17 protein-coding genes and 1 other annotated feature are annotated in these 16592 nt (G+C 33.8%); of the genes, 2 read left to right on the top strand and 15 right to left on the bottom strand.

Annotated features, from left to right (window positions below; all coding sequences use genetic code 11):
• Positions 1-3: 3 nt before the first annotated feature.
• From QRN68_RS05960 to QRN68_RS05950, 3 genes are all read right to left on the bottom strand, one after another.
• Positions 4-861 carry an ABC transporter ATP-binding protein gene (locus QRN68_RS05960; protein ID WP_285395833.1) on the bottom strand — a complete coding sequence of 286 codons (858 nt, stop codon included), beginning with the start codon at positions 859-861 and terminating at the stop codon, positions 4-6.
• 204 nt (positions 862-1065) lie between these two features.
• Positions 1066-1368 (bottom strand): monooxygenase, encoded by a 303-nt coding sequence (locus QRN68_RS05955; protein WP_285395832.1) that lies wholly within the window; start codon positions 1366-1368, stop codon positions 1066-1068.
• Between the two features lie 30 nt (positions 1369-1398).
• The gene (locus QRN68_RS05950; RefSeq protein ID WP_285395831.1) at positions 1399-2343 is read right to left on the bottom strand and encodes a DsbA family protein; all 945 of its coding nucleotides are present in this window, start codon (positions 2341-2343) and stop codon (positions 1399-1401) included.
• A gap of 124 nt (positions 2344-2467) precedes the next feature.
• Between QRN68_RS05950 and QRN68_RS05945 the strand changes: the two genes are divergently transcribed.
• Positions 2468-3037 carry a TetR/AcrR family transcriptional regulator gene (locus tag QRN68_RS05945; RefSeq protein ID WP_285395830.1) on the top strand — a complete coding sequence of 190 codons (570 nt, stop codon included), beginning with the start codon at positions 2468-2470 and terminating at the stop codon, positions 3035-3037.
• On the opposite strand, the gene QRN68_RS05940 is transcribed toward QRN68_RS05945, so the two are convergent.
• The 6 genes from QRN68_RS05940 to QRN68_RS05915 form a co-directional block, all read right to left on the bottom strand.
• Complete coding sequence (locus tag QRN68_RS05940) at positions 3027-3218, bottom strand: hypothetical protein (RefSeq protein WP_285395829.1); 192 nt, start codon at positions 3216-3218, stop codon at positions 3027-3029. The genes QRN68_RS05945 and QRN68_RS05940 overlap by 11 nt on opposite strands.
• Before the next feature lie 235 nt (positions 3219-3453).
• On the bottom strand, positions 3454-4389 hold the full coding sequence (locus QRN68_RS05935) for an alpha/beta fold hydrolase (protein ID WP_285395828.1): 936 nt from the start codon (positions 4387-4389) through the stop codon (positions 3454-3456).
• A gap of 5 nt (positions 4390-4394) precedes the next feature.
• Positions 4395-4898 (bottom strand): GNAT family N-acetyltransferase, encoded by a 504-nt coding sequence (locus QRN68_RS05930; RefSeq protein ID WP_285395827.1) that lies wholly within the window; start codon positions 4896-4898, stop codon positions 4395-4397.
• A 131-nt stretch (positions 4899-5029) separates the two neighbouring features.
• Positions 5030-5602, bottom strand: coding sequence for a GNAT family N-acetyltransferase (locus QRN68_RS05925; protein ID WP_285395826.1), 573 nt, complete (start codon positions 5600-5602; stop codon positions 5030-5032).
• Positions 5603-5644: 42 nt separating this feature from the next.
• Positions 5645-6226, bottom strand: coding sequence for a GNAT family N-acetyltransferase (locus QRN68_RS05920; protein WP_285395825.1), 582 nt, complete (start codon positions 6224-6226; stop codon positions 5645-5647).
• A gap of 133 nt (positions 6227-6359) precedes the next feature.
• Positions 6360-6641 carry a CD3324 family protein gene (locus QRN68_RS05915; protein WP_285395824.1) on the bottom strand — a complete coding sequence of 94 codons (282 nt, stop codon included), beginning with the start codon at positions 6639-6641 and terminating at the stop codon, positions 6360-6362.
• A gap of 424 nt (positions 6642-7065) precedes the next feature.
• On the opposite strand from QRN68_RS05915, the gene QRN68_RS05910 reads away from it, so the two are divergent.
• Positions 7066-8730 (top strand): methyl-accepting chemotaxis protein, encoded by a 1665-nt coding sequence (locus QRN68_RS05910; protein ID WP_285395823.1) that lies wholly within the window; start codon positions 7066-7068, stop codon positions 8728-8730.
• A gap of 131 nt (positions 8731-8861) precedes the next feature.
• Here QRN68_RS05910 and tyrS read toward each other — a convergent pair whose 3' ends face one another.
• The 6 genes from tyrS to QRN68_RS05880 form a co-directional block, all read right to left on the bottom strand.
• On the bottom strand, positions 8862-10076 hold the full coding sequence (tyrS, locus tag QRN68_RS05905) for a tyrosine--tRNA ligase (RefSeq protein ID WP_285395821.1): 1215 nt from the start codon (positions 10074-10076) through the stop codon (positions 8862-8864).
• Positions 10077-10210: 134 nt separating this feature from the next.
• Positions 10211-10452: a binding site (T-box leader), on the bottom strand.
• A 226-nt stretch (positions 10453-10678) separates the two neighbouring features.
• Positions 10679-11215 (bottom strand): DUF7010 family protein, encoded by a 537-nt coding sequence (locus tag QRN68_RS05900; protein WP_285395820.1) that lies wholly within the window; start codon positions 11213-11215, stop codon positions 10679-10681.
• 312 nt (positions 11216-11527) lie between these two features.
• Positions 11528-12031, bottom strand: a complete 504-nt coding sequence (locus QRN68_RS05895; protein WP_285395819.1) for a GNAT family N-acetyltransferase — start codon at positions 12029-12031, stop codon at positions 11528-11530.
• A gap of 892 nt (positions 12032-12923) precedes the next feature.
• A complete protein-coding gene (locus QRN68_RS05890; RefSeq protein WP_285395818.1) occupies positions 12924-14492 on the bottom strand; it encodes a glycoside hydrolase family 10-like protein in 1569 nt (522 codons plus the stop codon).
• Positions 14493-14625: 133 nt separating this feature from the next.
• On the bottom strand, positions 14626-14937 hold the full coding sequence (locus QRN68_RS05885) for a hypothetical protein (protein ID WP_285395817.1): 312 nt from the start codon (positions 14935-14937) through the stop codon (positions 14626-14628).
• A 168-nt stretch (positions 14938-15105) separates the two neighbouring features.
• Positions 15106-16065 carry a hypothetical protein gene (locus QRN68_RS05880; protein ID WP_285395816.1) on the bottom strand — a complete coding sequence of 320 codons (960 nt, stop codon included), beginning with the start codon at positions 16063-16065 and terminating at the stop codon, positions 15106-15108.
• Positions 16066-16592: the final 527 nt, after the last annotated feature.

Below are 16592 nucleotides of genomic sequence, written 5' to 3'. Positions count from 1 at the left end.
CCATTACCATCCTTTTTTCGTATAGTACATAATATCTTCAAGTGTTGGTTTTTCCATAATTACAGAATCCCCAAATATGTTTGCCACACGATTTTTATCAGCTGTTAATGCCTCAAAGCCTGTATTCGTTTTTCGGATTGCAACAAACTCTCGTTCCGTTTCCTGATCCAATAAATTCAATGTCCCTTTGACAATGGCATATTCCTCTTCGATCTTATAAAATTCCTTCGTGAATATATGCTCACCATTATGAACAAAGGTAATATAATCAGCAATACGATCTAAATCTGTTGTAATATGTGTCGAAAAGAAAATCGTTTTATCTTCATCTTGCATTAATTCATGTAGAATATTTAGTAACTCTCTACGAAATATCGGATCTAGGCCGGCAGTTGGCTCATCCATAATAATTAATTCTGCATGATGAGCTAGAGCTATGGCTAACGAAGCTTTCATCTTCATCCCCTTTGAAAAGGTCTTCATATTTTTGTTCAATGGTAGTTCGAACTGATCAACATAACGTTGAAAGGCGTTATCATCCCAGTTTTTATAGGCTGGTTTAATAATCCTTTTCATATCCTTTAACGTTATATTTTCATAAAAGACATTTTCATCATAGACAAAGCCAATACGTTCCTTTATTTCTTTTTCATGCTTCTTATAATCCATCCCAAACACTGAAACAGTACCACTCTCCTGTTTTAGTAGGTTCATAATTAATTTTATTGTTGTAGATTTCCCTGCACCATTTCCCCCGATAAATCCAGTGACAAAGCCCTTTTTTACGTTAATAGAAAAATCCTTTATCTGAAATCCTTTAAAAGATTTATGAACATGCTGTAATTCAATGACATTTTCCATCATCCATCCTCCGTATGCAATAATGTAAGCATTTCCTTGAGCTCCTTAAGGCAAATACTCTTTTTAATAATGTATATATACTTTATATACAATATATACACATTAAACTTATTTTGCAAGTAAAATTATTATTGAACACAAAAAACATGAGATTGTTAAATCACAAATCTCATGCTCTAGTTGACACTATTTCTAAATATAGCCCTAAATCGGCGCATTATTAATTGTTGATAATACTTCATTCACTTCGAAGATTTTCCCACGGATATTTGCAATACCGAAACTTGTTAATCGCTCTGAATGCATAATTAAATATTTCTCAGCTTCTGCTTTGGTTTCAAATAAATATATCCCACCAGCTTCTTTGGTCGCGGCATTCTCAGTCCAAACCTTCCAAATCATACCCGTCTCTTCGTTAATACTTTTCGCTAAATCAGCGAATGCCTCAGACATTTCTTCACCGAATGGTCCATCCATTGCAAAATCAACTTGTAATAAATATTTCACGATAACACTCCCATTTAGTTTGTTCTACAATTATTTATTTACAAAATAGGTTTCACCAAGCAATTCTTTCGTATCAAAAGCAGTTGATGAAAGCTCTTTTTCAACAAATATGTTGATATCCTTTTGCTCAATATCATACATTTCTTCAATCTCTTTCGAAAATAGTAGCTTTTCTTTCTCAAGTAAACTAAAGAGTGTTGGCTGTTGTTTTGGTTGGAGTTCATCTACATTAAGAACTTGTTTTAACCCAGCAACATAGGACTCTAACGTTCTGCTGCCAACAATTTTTACACCTTTATTTTCTCCGTTCAACATGATAATGCTTGGAAATCCTCTAACGCCTAGTTGTGAAGCTAGCTCAAAATCTTCGTTTAATAATTGCTGTCCAATTGGTAGTTCAGCTTCTTTTACAACTTTTTCTCCATCAAGTCCAAGATTATTGACGATTTCAATCAAAACAGATTCCTCTGCAATATTTTGATTAAATACAAAAACGGCTTCTCTTGCACGGCGTAAAAATACATTTGCTAATGCCCCACTTTGTTTTTGAATCACTTTAAAGACTCTAGAAGGAGGATAGGATGATTGAATGGGATTTTCAAACCACAGCGTACCATCAATTGGCATACGACTATGCTCGCCAACCTCTCTCCAGTGTCCTGCAACATCTGATGGACTTGATATGCCGTTAGATACATCGGCAAAGCCAGCCCACTTTTCTAGCAAACCTCCCATTACCGTATGGAAATTGACATAATGACCATATTGCACGACAAAGCGACGAAGGACTGGCTCTAATGCCCAACAATGAGAGCAAATTGGGTCTGTCACATAATATAAATCAATCGAGTTCCTTTTTTGATTGAAATCAATCACCTGCATCTCATCATTTTCTGTAACACCACAGACGCCTGTTTCTAAATCACAGATTAAATTATTATTGTTCGTCACTATATTCACCACTTTCCGACTCATATTTGCTTTATAAGCATAGTTTAGTAAATAATGAAGATAAACAATACCAATAGTTCATTAGATTTGTCGTTTATACAACACATTGCAGGAATTGTTTAAAAAGTGGGAGGAGTGACACAACAATATGACTCAACCAAAGACTGACCTTCGTGTTCTTCGTACTCGCAAATTAATCATGGATTCTTTCATTGAACTTTCAGGTAAAAAAGAATTTAAGAGTATTACTGTGAAAGATATTACAACAGAGGCTATGATTAATCGCGCAACATTCTATTATCACTTTGAGGATGTCTATGACTTATTGGAAAAGGTATTATCCGAGGTATTATTAATTAATTTAAATTGTAGTAGCTTCGAGAAAAACGAACTAAATGAAGAATCGATTATTCGTATTTTTACAGCCATAACGAACTTTCAAACATCTTTATCTAACCGTTGTCATAGAGGATACGAAGATACTATCTCCCGAATTATTAGGGAGCATCTCGAAATCATTTTTTACAAGATGTTATTAAAACAAAAAAAGATACAAGAGGATGCAGCTCTAAAAACTACTGCTGTCATTCTAAGTTGGGGAATTTACGGTGCTTCTGTGGAATGGAGAAAAAATAGTATGAATACATCCCCAGAAGAATTTATTAAATTATCAGTTCCTTATATACTATCTGGGATTACTTTTGATTCTAAAAACTAGGCTCATCACCAAAACGTGTGGTTGATTTCGTTCCGACTGGGCGCTTTGTAGCTGCCGCTTCGCTTTCGCACAGAGCAAAGCTTCCTGGGGGCGTCCGATGAGCCGCTTCGTTGTTGCTGCCGCTTCGCTTTCGCACAGATAAAACATTTGCTGCCGCTACGTTAACACTACGCTTTCGCACAGAAAACATCCGCTTCGCTGCAGGGTCTCATCTGTGACGCTGATCCCCAAGGAGTCGCCCAGCCTCCACTCCATTCAACTTATATATAAAACATACGTCTTAACAAATGTCATCCATTCTATTTAAATTAACGATTCAGGTTTATAGATTAACCATTTTTATCCACACTAATTAAATTAGAAGGCTCTGATTTCCGCTCAATAATAAACCTATTTTTTCCTAATCAACACGCCTGTTACCGATTTAAACTCTCTATATATTTTTCTGATTCATCAGCTATTCGCTTAAATTCAATATCATGAATATAGTGAGAGCAATCTAGTTTTATTAATTTGCCGTCTTTGCGCTTACCGATAAAGTCCTTTTGAAATTCATTCCACGTATCTTCATTCCAACCTGTCCCTTGACCGTTTGATGCAAACAAAAGCATAGGAACATTTGATATTCCAGCCGCTTCTACCTTCTCAGCATTTGCTTTAATATGTTTAATTTCATGAATCATATTTGTAGTTAGTGTTCTACGATAAAAAATAGCTTTATACAATTCTTTTTCTTCATCTGTTAAAGCCCCATATTTTATGGCATCACTTTCGGAAATGCTTGGAATCCATCTAATTAGACCAATACTCGCAGCAAAGGCACTTAAATGAACTAGAGGCATATTTATATCATAATCTTCATATGCAGCAGGTACGGCCATATCTAATCCTATAATCGCTTTTACTTCATCCGGATAAACTTGACCCCAATACAATGCTTCAATACCAGACATAGAATGAGGAAATAAAATATAAGGTCCTTCAACGCCTGATTTTAAGAGTGATTCTCTTGTTTCATGCAAAATTGTCTCAATATCTCGGTCAGAATCAGTAATATCACTAAATCCATAACCTGCCTTTTCAACGACAACTATTCTATATTTATCGCTTAACAAGGAATATAATGATTTAAAATCTAAAACAGGTGAGCTAGTGCCACCCCCGGACATAAATACAAGCGTTTCTTCACCATTTCCTTCTATGTACACATGCATCTGCTGACCACTAACTTCTACCATTTTTCCTGTTGGAGTAAATAGTTTATCTTCCTTTGATAATTGGTTTTGATGAATAAGATAACTTACTGTAACGATCAACAAAAATATTGCAGCAATAATTGCAAAAAATATCATGGCTTTTAGCGTTCCAAAATATAATCGATGAACTGCAGCTTTTCACCATTCATCTCGAACTCATCATCACTTACACACACTTGTTTAAAACCGTTTTTTTCAAGAATCTTTTGAGATGCAATATTATTTGTTGTTGTTTTTGCTTTAATCTTCTTCACACTAATCTCTGTTTCTAATAGTAGCTTTAAGGCTTTAGCCCCTATCCCTTTGCCGCCATATTCTTTACCTACTCTGTAACCAACTTCTGCTATATCATTCGTTTTATCTATATCTACTAAATTTATTCTTCCAATAATATCGCCTGAGTTATCCCTTATTAAGTAGAATTTTGATTTTTCTTCTTGTTGTTCAGCTAAAAGATCTCTATGTTTTACTTTAAACGTTTCAAACTTATAATAATCTTCCCCACGACTAGGTACCATTTGTTCAAAAAATAATCTATTATTCTTTTCAAACTGATACAATTCTTCAGCATCACGTTCTTGTAAACTATTAATTGATATGTCCAAACGAACTCATCCCCTTACTTAAATTTTCTATAGCTATTATATACATAGCGCAATCCACATTTGGAAAAAAGAGAAAATAAAACTTTTACGATATCATATCGAAGAGTTTATTTTAAAATTGGAATCATTGTTTAAGCTTGTATATTGCTTTTCCATTTGTCTTGATGGAGAATATAATGGTAATGTTGCACTCCTTCAATTTCTACATTTCCATTAAAACAAAAACCACATTTTTGAATTACTTTAATGGAGCTTACATTATGAGGAAGAACAACAGCATTAAGTAGTTCCACATCTGTATTTTCAAATAAAAAGCGTATTAATCCTTTTACAGCTTTTGTTGTGTATCCATGATTTCTGTAATGTTTTGAAATAGCATAGGCGATTTCACGATTTGGTTCACGCAGCTCTTCTTTCATACATGTATTGCAAAAGCCAATAAATTCGCCTGTTTCCTTTAATACTATTCCTAACTTTAAACAATTTACCCCGTCGATGTTCGGAACCGCAGCCAAAAATTCCTTATTATCTGGAGCCTCATAATTTGTAACCCAGTTTAATCGTTGTTCTTTCGTTGAACGCCAATCTGGCAAAAACTCATAAACTTCAGGCTGCGAGGTAAGTTCATAAATCGCATCCACATCTTCAATTCTAAATTCTCTTAGTAATACTTCACCACAGTCGATTGTAAATAAATTGTTCATACCCATCCCCTAGTCCTTGTGATATATGTAAAATAATCCAGATCAATACTCGTCATTCTTCTGCAAAAACTCTGTATGCAACAAACTATAGATCAACATATCTTTACATTCTCCCGTAACACTATGGCATTCAAATTGTCTTAAGCAGCCTTCTTCCTTAAAGTTGAATTTCGTCAATAACTTCTTAGAAGCTATATTTTCTTCCGTAACAATTGCCTGTATTCTTACTAAACCTAACTGATTAAATCCTATTGATAATACTTCTTTAATAACTTCCGACATAATACCACGATGCCAATACTCTTCAGATAATTCATAGCCAATTTCAGCTCGTTTGCCTGCAAATTCACTCAAGAAAATAGTACCAATAATTTCATCAGTTACTTTGTTTGCAATAGCAAAACGAATAATCCAACCTTCATCATAGCCTTCGTTCCAAGCGTTAATTACTTCATAACTTCTTTCTAAAGTTTCTGGTCCATTCCAATCGAGATATCGATATACATTTTCATTTGAATAATAATTGAATAACGTAGGAGCATCCTCCGACTTCAACTTTCTTAATTTAATTCGTTCAGTTTGTACTGTTGGGAAAGTGCTTCCTAATAATTTGGAAAAGTTCATTTCTTTCTCTCCTATTTTTTGAATGAAAATCAAAAGAATCTGATTAGATTATAGCTGACCTCTATTCCTGGAAAAAACCTCATACATATTTCATAAAAGAAAATAAGCCAATGCAGTTAAAAACCACACTGGCTTATTCTATTCTTCTTCTTTTCTCTTCTAGTACAATTCTTTGAATACTCTTTGAGGACAAATAGTATTTTTCACCTAAAGTAGCCGTGTCCACTCCCGATAGATAATCGTTATAAATAGTAGAATTTCTTACTTCCAAATCTTTTCTTGTTGCAGTACTAGATCCCCAAGTCTTTTTATGTTCTGCTCTTCGCGGTATATAAATATATTCACCATCAACATATTCTTGTATTAACTCAAGTAACTCAGCTGGTAGAATATGCTTTGCTTTTTTATAGCTCATATTGCACTCCTAAATGAAATTTTTTTAGGAAGAGCAAAAGCTATTTATCTTATATTGCAATAGCCTTTGCTATGCAGAAATAGTATACCTTCTCATCAAACAATCCCCCTTGTATCTCAGTAAGTCTAACCCATATTATACCATATAGTTTGAAGCATTGTCTCATCACCATAACGTGTGGTTGATTTTCGTTTTACCAACTTACTATTCATTTTCTAAAACAGAGATTTCATCAATCAATAAAAGGACTTTCACACCTACTTTCTCATTCATTAAGTAATAAGTCTTATATAATCTATCATTGACAATTCGTCTTTTTTGCACAATACTATAGTTGAAAAATAAGCATTTATTGAGTTTTTATAGGAATAAAGAACCTCAATAACTCAATTTACATATTCATTATTTTAAAAGGGGAGACTATATGAAAAGTAAAAGTATTAAGCGTCGATTATTGTTATTTACATTAGGTTTATTATTATTGTCTTCTGTAGTCAATTCTGTATTCGGAGTATGGTTTGTTGGAAAAAATAGCAAAGAAGTATTAATTGAAAAAGCCAACGAACAAGTCTTTGAAATGGCAAAACAAGCGGAAACCATCTTAAATTCAGAGAGTGACCCCATTCCATCTTTACAAAATTTTGTGGAAACAAAATCAAAACAAGATAATGTGACTTATGCAGTTGTCATTGATACAAACGTTCAAGCGGTGGCACATAGTGATAAAAATAAATTAGGAAAAGTGTATGAGGATGATTACACGATTGATGGGGCTAAAAACGGGAAAAATCAGTTCACAAGATGGTACGCTGAAGTTCAAGGTATTTGGACATATGACATAATGGAGCCTATCTATAAGGATGGCAAACTTTATGGCGTGCTCGACGTTGGGGTGCCTGAAAGCGGCATTCAATCAATTACAAACTCTGTTCTAAGCTATCAGATTATTACCGGTGTAGTAAGCTTTTTAATTATAGGTGCTTTAATGTGGTGGATTATTGGTCGCATTGTGGCTGCCATTAAAAATCTTGAAAAGGCCATTCATCAAACAGCAAGCTTAGACTTTACAGAAAATCCAGAATTAGAGAAGTTATTAAATCATCAAGATGAAATTGGTCTCATGGCAAAAGGCATCTCTGGCATGCGATCAGCATTAAAGGATGTTACCGTCAACATACATAAAACAAGTTCCGAGTTATCAGATTCCTCAAAGGTTCTGATGCAAATATCAGAAGATACGGTACGTACAACTGATGAAATTAGCTCAGCCATTAATGAAATAGCAAAAGCTACAGAAGAGCAGGCTCATGACACAGAACAAAGTGCTGAACAATTAAATCAACTTTCTGTAAACATTGATCGCGTTATGGCGCAAACAGAGAAGATCGCTTCCATGACAGAGGATATTGATCACTTAAGTAATCAAGGTGTGGAAACCGTCAACCAACTCTCTATTTGGTCAGAGAAGAATCGTGTGTCTTCACAACAGGTAAGTAATATCGTTCAGGAAGTAGACAAAACTTCATCTGATATATCAAGTATTGTCAATACAATTACAGATATCGCGACTCAAACGAATTTATTGGCACTGAATGCATCCATTGAATCAGCTCGCGTAGGCGAAGCAGGAAAAGGTTTCGCAGTAGTTGCTGATGAAATTCGAAAATTATCAGAACAGACATCTATAGCAACTGAAGATATTAAGAACAAAATCACCGCCATTCAGGATATTTCTAAAAATGCTGTACAGGAAATTGGTACAAGCCTTAGCATTGTTGAACAAAATGCAAAAGCTACAGAAAATACGAGTGAGATATTTAATACAATAAAGGCAGCTCTAGACCAAACGAGTGAAGTAGCACAAGAGGTGAAACATTTATCTCACGAGATGAATGAGCGCAAAGAGCAAATCATTGGTGTGGTTCAAAACATCTCTGCTTCTGCAGTCGAAACCTCTGCAGGAACAGAACAAGTTTCCGCTTCCGCAAATGAACAAATGAAAAGCATCGAGACCGTTTCTGAAAAAGCTAAGGAACTAGATGCTATTGCTGATGCTCTAAGAGATGAAATGAAAAAATTCACTATTTAATTATATTGATTTCTATAGTAAAAAAGCTGATTCTCTGAATCAGCTTTTTTTAGCAACTGGTTAGTTTGATTACAAACACTTCGTAAAGGAATCCTTATGACTATTCCACTAAAAAAGTACAACTTGGTCCCTTATTTTATAAACCGAATAAATCGTTTCTTCCCAATTTGTAAAACCTCCTCATTCATTAAAACTCGGTCAGTGTCATCTACTGTAATTTTTTCACCATTTAAAGAAACACCATTTTGTTTAATTAATCGTATAAATTCACTTTTACTTTTTATATAGTTTTTAGCCATTAATGCTGGAATTATATCTAGCACCGATTCTTTCCCTATTTCAATTAGCACTGACGGTATATTATCAGGGATTTGTTTCTTTTGAAATGCTGTTTCAAAATATTGTTTCGCTCCCTTTGTTGCTTCTTCACCATAATATAAAGTAGTAATAAGCTCTGCTAACTCTAGTTTTATATCTCGAGGATTTCCACCTTTTGATAATCGATCTTTCACTTCCTCAATCACTTTAGGATGCTCATCTGTTGCTAGCTCAAAGTACTTAATAATTAATGCATCAGGTACTTCCATTACTTTTTTGAACATTACTTCTGGTGCTTCATTTACTCCAATATAATTTCCTAAGCTTTTACTCATTTTTTCAACACCATCTAAGCCTTCTAATAAGGGCATAAACATAGCAATTTGTTTTTCGAGCCCTAAATGCTTTTGTAATGTACGGCCCATCAAAATATTAAACGTTTGATCGGTACCCCCTAATTCAATATCAGCAGAAATTTCGACTGAATCATACGCTTGCATCAAAGGATAGAAAAATTCATGAATACCAATTGGCACTTGACTGTTATAGCGTTTTTGGAAATCATCACGTTCTAAAATACGCGCTACAGAAGTGGTCGCAGCTAATTTAATGACTTCTTCAAATGTTAATTTTGATAACCACTCACTATTAAAACGTACAGTCGTTTTTTCTTTATCTAAAATTTTAAAAATTTGCTCACAATATGTTTTAGCATTTTCCTTTACAATGTCATCACTTAGTGCGACGCGCCCTTTTGCCTTTCCAGTTGGATCCCCTATACGGCCTGTAAAATCACCGATAATAATTACAACACGATGACCTAAATCTTGCATTTGTTTAATTTTCCGTAGAACAACAGCATGCCCTAAATGAATGTCTGGTGCAGAAGGATCTAAACCGAGCTTAATCGTTAAAGGCTTTTGTTCTTTAAAAGAATGCTCCAATTTTGCTAATAACTCTTCTGCATTAACAATCTTATCTACACCTTTTTGAATAATTTCTAATTGTTCCTCTGGTTTTAAAAACATACAATACAACTCCTTAAATTTTGAATTAATATTGCAAGAGCAAAAATCCGTTACATCCGCCTGAGGCTTTATCTTCATTTCAGCAGATGCTCTTCTGCTGAATGAAGATAAAAAAACGCCCTTTAGGAATTAACCTAAAGGACGTGTATGAACGTGTTACCACCTTAATTTAAGAGTCATTCACATAACTCTCCTCAATAGGTACGGCTAAATTGCGATACCTTTGCATTGATTACGGATGCAAACCCGTCGTAGCCTACTAAAGTTCGGTACGCAGCTCCAAGATGTATTCATTTTAACTTTCCTTGTGCCTCTCATCAACCGGCTACTTTCTGTAAGTTCCATTAAAATTACTCGTTCTCTTCAACGCTTTACTCTTATACTCCAAATTGTTTTCAACAATTCTTCGTTATGCAATCTTGTTGATTATTATAGTATTATTATTCAAATTGTCAATAAATTAATTTTCTGCCTAATTTTTAAACTACCGCAGATTGATTTCCATACCGACTTGGTGCTTTCCTGGTGGCATCTAGTTTGAACAAAGATCAAAATGCGTTGCTTAAATTTTTTTCCCAATTATTGTTGGGACTATAGCTATCCTACTGTTTAACATTTTTCATTTCGAAATATAACCATATTGAAAATACAATCTCCAAAAAGATCATAACAAGAGCCAATATTGTTGGACTAAAATTAACTCCTATAATCAAAGACGTTAAAGAAACGATTATAGCCATTACATAATATGCATTAGATTTATATAACCATCCAAAAGGTAATAAGTGCGCTCCAAATATTATAGCTAATATCATAACTAATTTTTCAGGAACTGCTTGATAAATCCATATAGCAATCAAAATATATAAAATTTGATTACAGGAAAATATTATACCTAAATTATTTAATGGGTTATCTTTGGTTGAAAATTCTGCCTTAACTAATTTCGAGATTAGAAAAGCCAATGGTAAAAGTACTGCAGTAAAACAAAATGTTAATAAATTTCTAGTTGATATATCATTTATCGGAAGCAACCATATTATAAAAATTGAACTCCAAATAATTATTGATGCAAGGATAAAATGTAAACCTCGCTTCCCTCGCAGTGCTATATCATCTCTCGATGTATTTATTTCCAAAAAACTCAGCTCCTATTAATATGTTTCCAATATAATATATAACATTTTTTAGAATAATTTTCTATTACTTTTTTTAATTTTTACCATTCAAAGATATTTCATCCATCTAGATGGTTATACCGTTGATTAAATCTCATTTTTACTTCTTTAATTTAAGAGATATAGTATCGTGGCTCATCACCATAACGTGTGGTTAATTTCCGTTCCGACTGGGTGCTTACCTAGTGGTGTCTAACCTTTACTCCAATCAACTTATATACAAGTTGTATATTTTTAGAAATACAATAATTTAACATAGCCCCCTAAGTAAAACTACAGATACAATTTATACTGTATAAGAGGTGTTTCCTTGTTTAAATAAAATTCGCTCCCGTTTCTACTAATTTCTTTAAAACCTAACTTGTCCATCATTTTTCTTGAACGATAATTAGTTTCATGTGTTTCACTATAAAATTTTGTAATACTAAACTTCTCGAACGCATAATTAATAAACATTCGGGTTACGGTAGTTCCTATACCCTTTCCCCACAACTGACTTTCACCAATAGCAATACCTATTTCTGCACGGCTATTTTGAATCTCTGCTAAATCTACATAACCAATTAATCTTTTCTCATATTCAATTCCTAAGCGAATAAAATCCTTACGATCCATATTCACACAGCATTGCCACCAATTATATAATTCTTCTTCATCCCGATTTTTTTCCCACCCATTAGCTTCACAAAACTTTTCGTCCATACTCCAATGAAGAACAAATTTATAATCATCACTTTTTAAAGGCCTAAAAACTATTTTTTTAGCATCCTCAAACATATTTGATTTTAACTCCTGTCCTTTTCTTTTTTCGAAATACTCATATTTTTAATTATGCAAAAGATGGTGCGAAAATCTAATTAACATTGTATTATTCCTTTAATCTTTTGGAATGTTCAAAAGTTATGCTGACCTTCCATCTAGTTTTTATCTAATGTTTATTTTAAAAATAAAAAGAGAATTTTAAGAACCAACTTCCTAGTCCCAATCCATATAAAAACTCACCTTTAGCTTTTCTTGCCCACAATCTGGACAATCTAGAACATCACTTTGATTAATATCGACTAAAGGCTTTGACGACATTTGAGTATTACATCGAGGACAAGTATGAGTGTTCGTGTAAGATTGGGTTCCTGACTTCATATGTAAATGTGCTTTATTTAATAGGTAACAACAATTCTGACAAACATATAGACCGACGTAGCATTCAAAAGACGTTTCCTTGTTATTAATAAACTCTCTAATGTATTGCCGACCTTCTTCTTCCTCATACCATTCTAAAATCGAACTCAAGTTTATATACCTAAATCCAATTCCTAAAAAAACATTTTGATTGTAAGAGCAATGTCCACAGCTCAAATTACAAGCTTCTCCCATAAATCTCAAAGACCTCTCTTATTCATTTTAGATGGAAAACAATACAGAGAAATTTTAACACAAATATCCAGATTTTAAAGGTGTTATTCCATAAAATGGACTGTTTGTGAAATAAAAAAAATCGTATTTAAGGTATTGATACCTTAAATACGATTTTATATAAATGGTCTCAAATGGATACCGCTATATTATTCGATAGCAGTAATAACTCTCAATGTTTCCATCTTGTTTCTTTGAAAGAAAGTTTGATTAAAACCACCTTATAAACATTTATCTGGCCCTTCAGGTGTTGGCTCTATTGCTGCTGGTAAGGCTTTCCGTCTTTTAGAACAAAAGCAGTTTTACTTTCCACACCTGTAGCAGATATAGACTTTATACCATATGTGTATACTTTACTTTTATTTGCAATAGTATCTACATAAATAGTATTACCTTGTGTGTTATAAACCACGTCTACTATATTTTTAACGTCTTCATATGATCCTTCTTTTGTTCCATCAAATCGGTATATTACATATTTCCTTGGTTGAGTACTATTTTCATCTGTAATAGTAAGCTTCATGCCGAAAGACTCTTTACTCAATTTAACATCAGTTGGACATAAAGGTATTGCAGAGTCTTTCCAATAAATTGTAGGTGTTAAAGCTTTATAATTGTATAGTTGCTGATTTAGATAAGAAGCATATCCAAGAGCGTTATTGTTAATACTTCTTAGAGAAAAATGCATTTGTCCTTGAGCATTTTTATTTGCTCTGTTGGCGATTACTTGGCTGATAAGTTCCGTCTTATTATTCCATGCAGTATCAGAATCATTTCCAACTTTATGATTAGCCATGCCAATATATAGATTAACAGGATGGACTTTTGCGTACGTTTGAACTTCTCTTCCCCACCAATCTAATAAAACAGAGTAATTTGCTGCTTTATGATTTCTGGACCAATAGATTTGAGGAGCAATATAATCGATACTTCCATCTTTAATCCACTGTCTTGTATCAGCATAAAGATCATCGTAGTTACTCATTCCATTCGTGTTACTACCAGTAGAATCTTGCCCTTTGTTTCGCCAAATTCCAAACGGTGATATTCCATATTGAACATGAGGTTTAATTGCCTTAATACTTGCATAAACCTTTTTTACTAATTGATTAACATTATTTCTGCGCCAGTCTTCAATATTCTTGAATGAGCCACCATACTTTTTAAAAGTTTGTTGATCTTGAAAAGTCTCTCCTTTTATTTTATAAGGATAGAAGTAATCATCCATATGTACAGCGTCGATATCATAGTTGCTTACTAATTCTTCTATGGTTGATAATAAGTAATTTTGAACTTCCGGCAAACCAGGATCTAAATAGTATTGTTTACCGTATTTCACTACCCAATTAGGATTTTTACGGGCTACATTATCGGCAGCAAGATTAGACAAAGATTGCGAAGGCATAGTGACCCTATATGGGTTTACCCAAGCATGAAGTTCTAATCCTCGCTTATGTGCTTCGTCCAGCATTATTTGCAATGGATCAAAACCCGGATTGGTCCCTTGTTTATTGCCTGTTATATACGATGACCATGGAGCAAGCTTAGACGGGTACAGTGCATCATTTAATGGCTTAACTTGAAAAATAACTGTATTAAAGTTATCAGCTTTTAATTTGTCTAAGGTACTTTGAACCCATTGAGTATATTGGGTTTTACTCATACCTGCCTTCATATCAATATTAGATACTGTTGCAATCCAGGCTGCACGCATTTCATTTTGAGGTAGTGAATTAGCTGTAGCCTTTTGATTTGTAAAAACAGGGATAAGTAAAAGTAAAACAAAAAAAGTTACTATGCACTTTCCAAAAAAATTTTTAAACATAATTAATGAAATCTCTCCTTTTAATTTTCAGCTATTAAAACCTAGCTGTTACTATAACCTAAGTAAATACCATATCAGCCTATTCTATAAAAGTAGGAACTGATTTATCCTTCCAAAAAGTGTCTTACAGTAATTAGGTCTGTATCATTTTATCAGTAGGACCCTCTATTGGTAATTTCGATTGTTTGCGAAGCTCGTTGGAAAATTTTATTCTTGTTTCTTCGCTCACTATATAATACCACAAATCCCCAATTATTCTCCCTTCACCGGTAATTTCCATTTGTTTAATATTCTTGACGCCAATTTTATGAGAGCGTTGAATAGCAATCATTTGGTCAATTGTTAAGTTCGTTTGATAAAAGTGGACCATACGGTGGAAGGATTGGAAGAAATTCTTCACAAGATAAACATCAGTTTTAACATAAATGTCCAATAAAAAAATCATCTCAAAGGATAACTAACGAGATGATTTTTACCAAACTTTATTACAAATTATCAATCTTTATTATAAACGATCAATCTTTTTTACAAAGCTACATTGGTGTTTAATTTCGAGGCATCGACCTTGTATGCAACCCTATCGTACCGAGGCGCTTGTTTTTTTTGCAAAGACCTAATTTAGCAGTTTGAAAGATTTATTAATATTCAAATCACCGTACAGTTGGTCAAACAGCTTGCCGTCTTTCGACTGGGGAGCAAACGGATTGGACTGCGGTACCGTATACACATACACCATGCCGTTGGCTTTTGTAATGACGCTCCCTACAGGCGGGCCTTCTTCGCTGGAGAGGCGACTCCAATCATTTTTGGAAAATACGGAGATCATCAGCAGCATCTCAGTATCTTTTCCATTTTTCGCAGTATAATCGAACTGCACTACATGCTTAGCCGATGGCATGATTTGATTTGCATTTTTTCCTGAATATTGGCTTGTTTTGTAATGTCCGTTCCATGAAACAGGCAATTTAAAAATGAAGTTTGCCTGAGAATTCGTGTATAGTTCTTGGTTATCCGCCAAAACATTTTTGAGTTTTTTTCCTTCCCAAGTTAAGATCAGATGATCCACGTATCCACCATTTCCTCCTTGAGGGGCAGTTACGATAATATCGTTCACTTTGTTGCCCGTATAGTCACTAATAATCAAGTTTGGCTCTCGGGCGGATTCCCCATACATTTTTCCATCCGTCCCTTTGGACAACCAATCATATTTTATATATTTTTTAGTTTTTCCCTCCTGCACGATGATGGATAAATCATTCGCATAGGCATCCAGTTTGCCATCAATCTTTTCTTTTGTACCCACCAATATCACATTGTCCTTAACTGAATTACCGTCAATATCGGACACCTTGCAGTCGAGTACATACGTATTTTCCTTAAGTTTAAGTTCGGGTACTCTAAATTTTTGACCAATTTCTACTTTTGGCAACGTTTTTTCGGATTGCTGAGCCACCACTTTTGAATCTGAAGCTGCCTGTTTTGCCAACGAAACTTGTGGCGCCCCGATTCCAACTGCACAAATTAAACCTGCCAATGCTAAATAAGGAATTTTCTTTATGTATTGCTTCTTCATTTTCTAAACCTCCATTTATTCATTTTGTCTCTACAAAAGTAAGACGTATGAGGTCCTCTAAAAAGTTTGTTTTTGGATTGGAGGAGAAAGAAATCTTTTTTTATAAGTAGTACCTAAAAGGGGTAACCTCAGGTAAATGCGGATTTACAACGATAAGGAAAGCCAAATATAAAAAAGCCTAATTTCTCGGTGATGTAAGTGAGAAATTAGGCTTTAGTTACTTCATAAAAGCGTCCTTTTGTTGAATAGAATGACTCGCATTTTATTTAACAACTTTATTATTTTTCAAACGACATTAGTGTGAATTAAACAACCTATTTGTCATTTAACATATCTTTTGTTGATTTGGAATAAAGTTTAATTAAAATTTTGCTGCAAACGTTGATTTCAAAATAAAATAAACCCACGTATTTTGAAAAAAGATTGAGCAAAATGGATTCTTTTATTTTTGAAATACCTTTTCATTTTATAAAAAAGTTTAATCAAAACTCACTTATAATTTTTTTGAAAAAGTCAAATTTCCTCAC

The sequence above is a fragment of the Lysinibacillus sp. fls2-241-R2A-57 genome, from assembly GCF_030209535.1.
Lineage (GTDB): Bacteria > Bacillota > Bacilli > Bacillales_A > Planococcaceae > Lysinibacillus.
This window is presented reverse-complemented; position numbering and strand designations above follow the sequence as displayed.

What these genes read in the sequence shown, in the direction of transcription:
- QRN68_RS05960 (WP_285395833.1), bottom strand. Translation starts at nt 861, where the DNA reads ATGGAAAATGTCATTGAATTACAGCATGTTCATAAATCTTTTAAAGGA.
- QRN68_RS05950 (WP_285395831.1), bottom strand. Translation starts at nt 2,343, where the DNA reads ATGAGTCGGAAAGTGGTGAATATAGTGACGAACAATAATAATTTAATC.
- QRN68_RS05945 (WP_285395830.1), top strand. Translation starts at nt 2,468, where the DNA reads ATGACTCAACCAAAGACTGACCTTCGTGTTCTTCGTACTCGCAAATTA.
- QRN68_RS05935 (WP_285395828.1), bottom strand. Translation starts at nt 4,389, where the DNA reads ATGATATTTTTTGCAATTATTGCTGCAATATTTTTGTTGATCGTTACA.
- QRN68_RS05925 (WP_285395826.1), bottom strand. Translation starts at nt 5,602, where the DNA reads ATGAACAATTTATTTACAATCGACTGTGGTGAAGTATTACTAAGAGAA.
- QRN68_RS05920 (WP_285395825.1), bottom strand. Translation starts at nt 6,226, where the DNA reads ATGAACTTTTCCAAATTATTAGGAAGCACTTTCCCAACAGTACAAACT.
- QRN68_RS05915 (WP_285395824.1), bottom strand. Translation starts at nt 6,641, where the DNA reads ATGAGCTATAAAAAAGCAAAGCATATTCTACCAGCTGAGTTACTTGAG.
- QRN68_RS05910 (WP_285395823.1), top strand. Translation starts at nt 7,066, where the DNA reads ATGAAAAGTAAAAGTATTAAGCGTCGATTATTGTTATTTACATTAGGT.
- tyrS (WP_285395821.1), bottom strand. Translation starts at nt 10,076, where the DNA reads ATGTTTTTAAAACCAGAGGAACAATTAGAAATTATTCAAAAAGGTGTA.
- QRN68_RS05895 (WP_285395819.1), bottom strand. Translation starts at nt 12,031, where the DNA reads ATGTTTGAGGATGCTAAAAAAATAGTTTTTAGGCCTTTAAAAAGTGAT.
- QRN68_RS05890 (WP_285395818.1), bottom strand. Translation starts at nt 14,492, where the DNA reads ATGTTTAAAAATTTTTTTGGAAAGTGCATAGTAACTTTTTTTGTTTTA.
- QRN68_RS05885 (WP_285395817.1), bottom strand. Translation starts at nt 14,937, where the DNA reads ATGATTTTTTTATTGGACATTTATGTTAAAACTGATGTTTATCTTGTG.
- QRN68_RS05880 (WP_285395816.1), bottom strand. Translation starts at nt 16,065, where the DNA reads ATGAAGAAGCAATACATAAAGAAAATTCCTTATTTAGCATTGGCAGGT.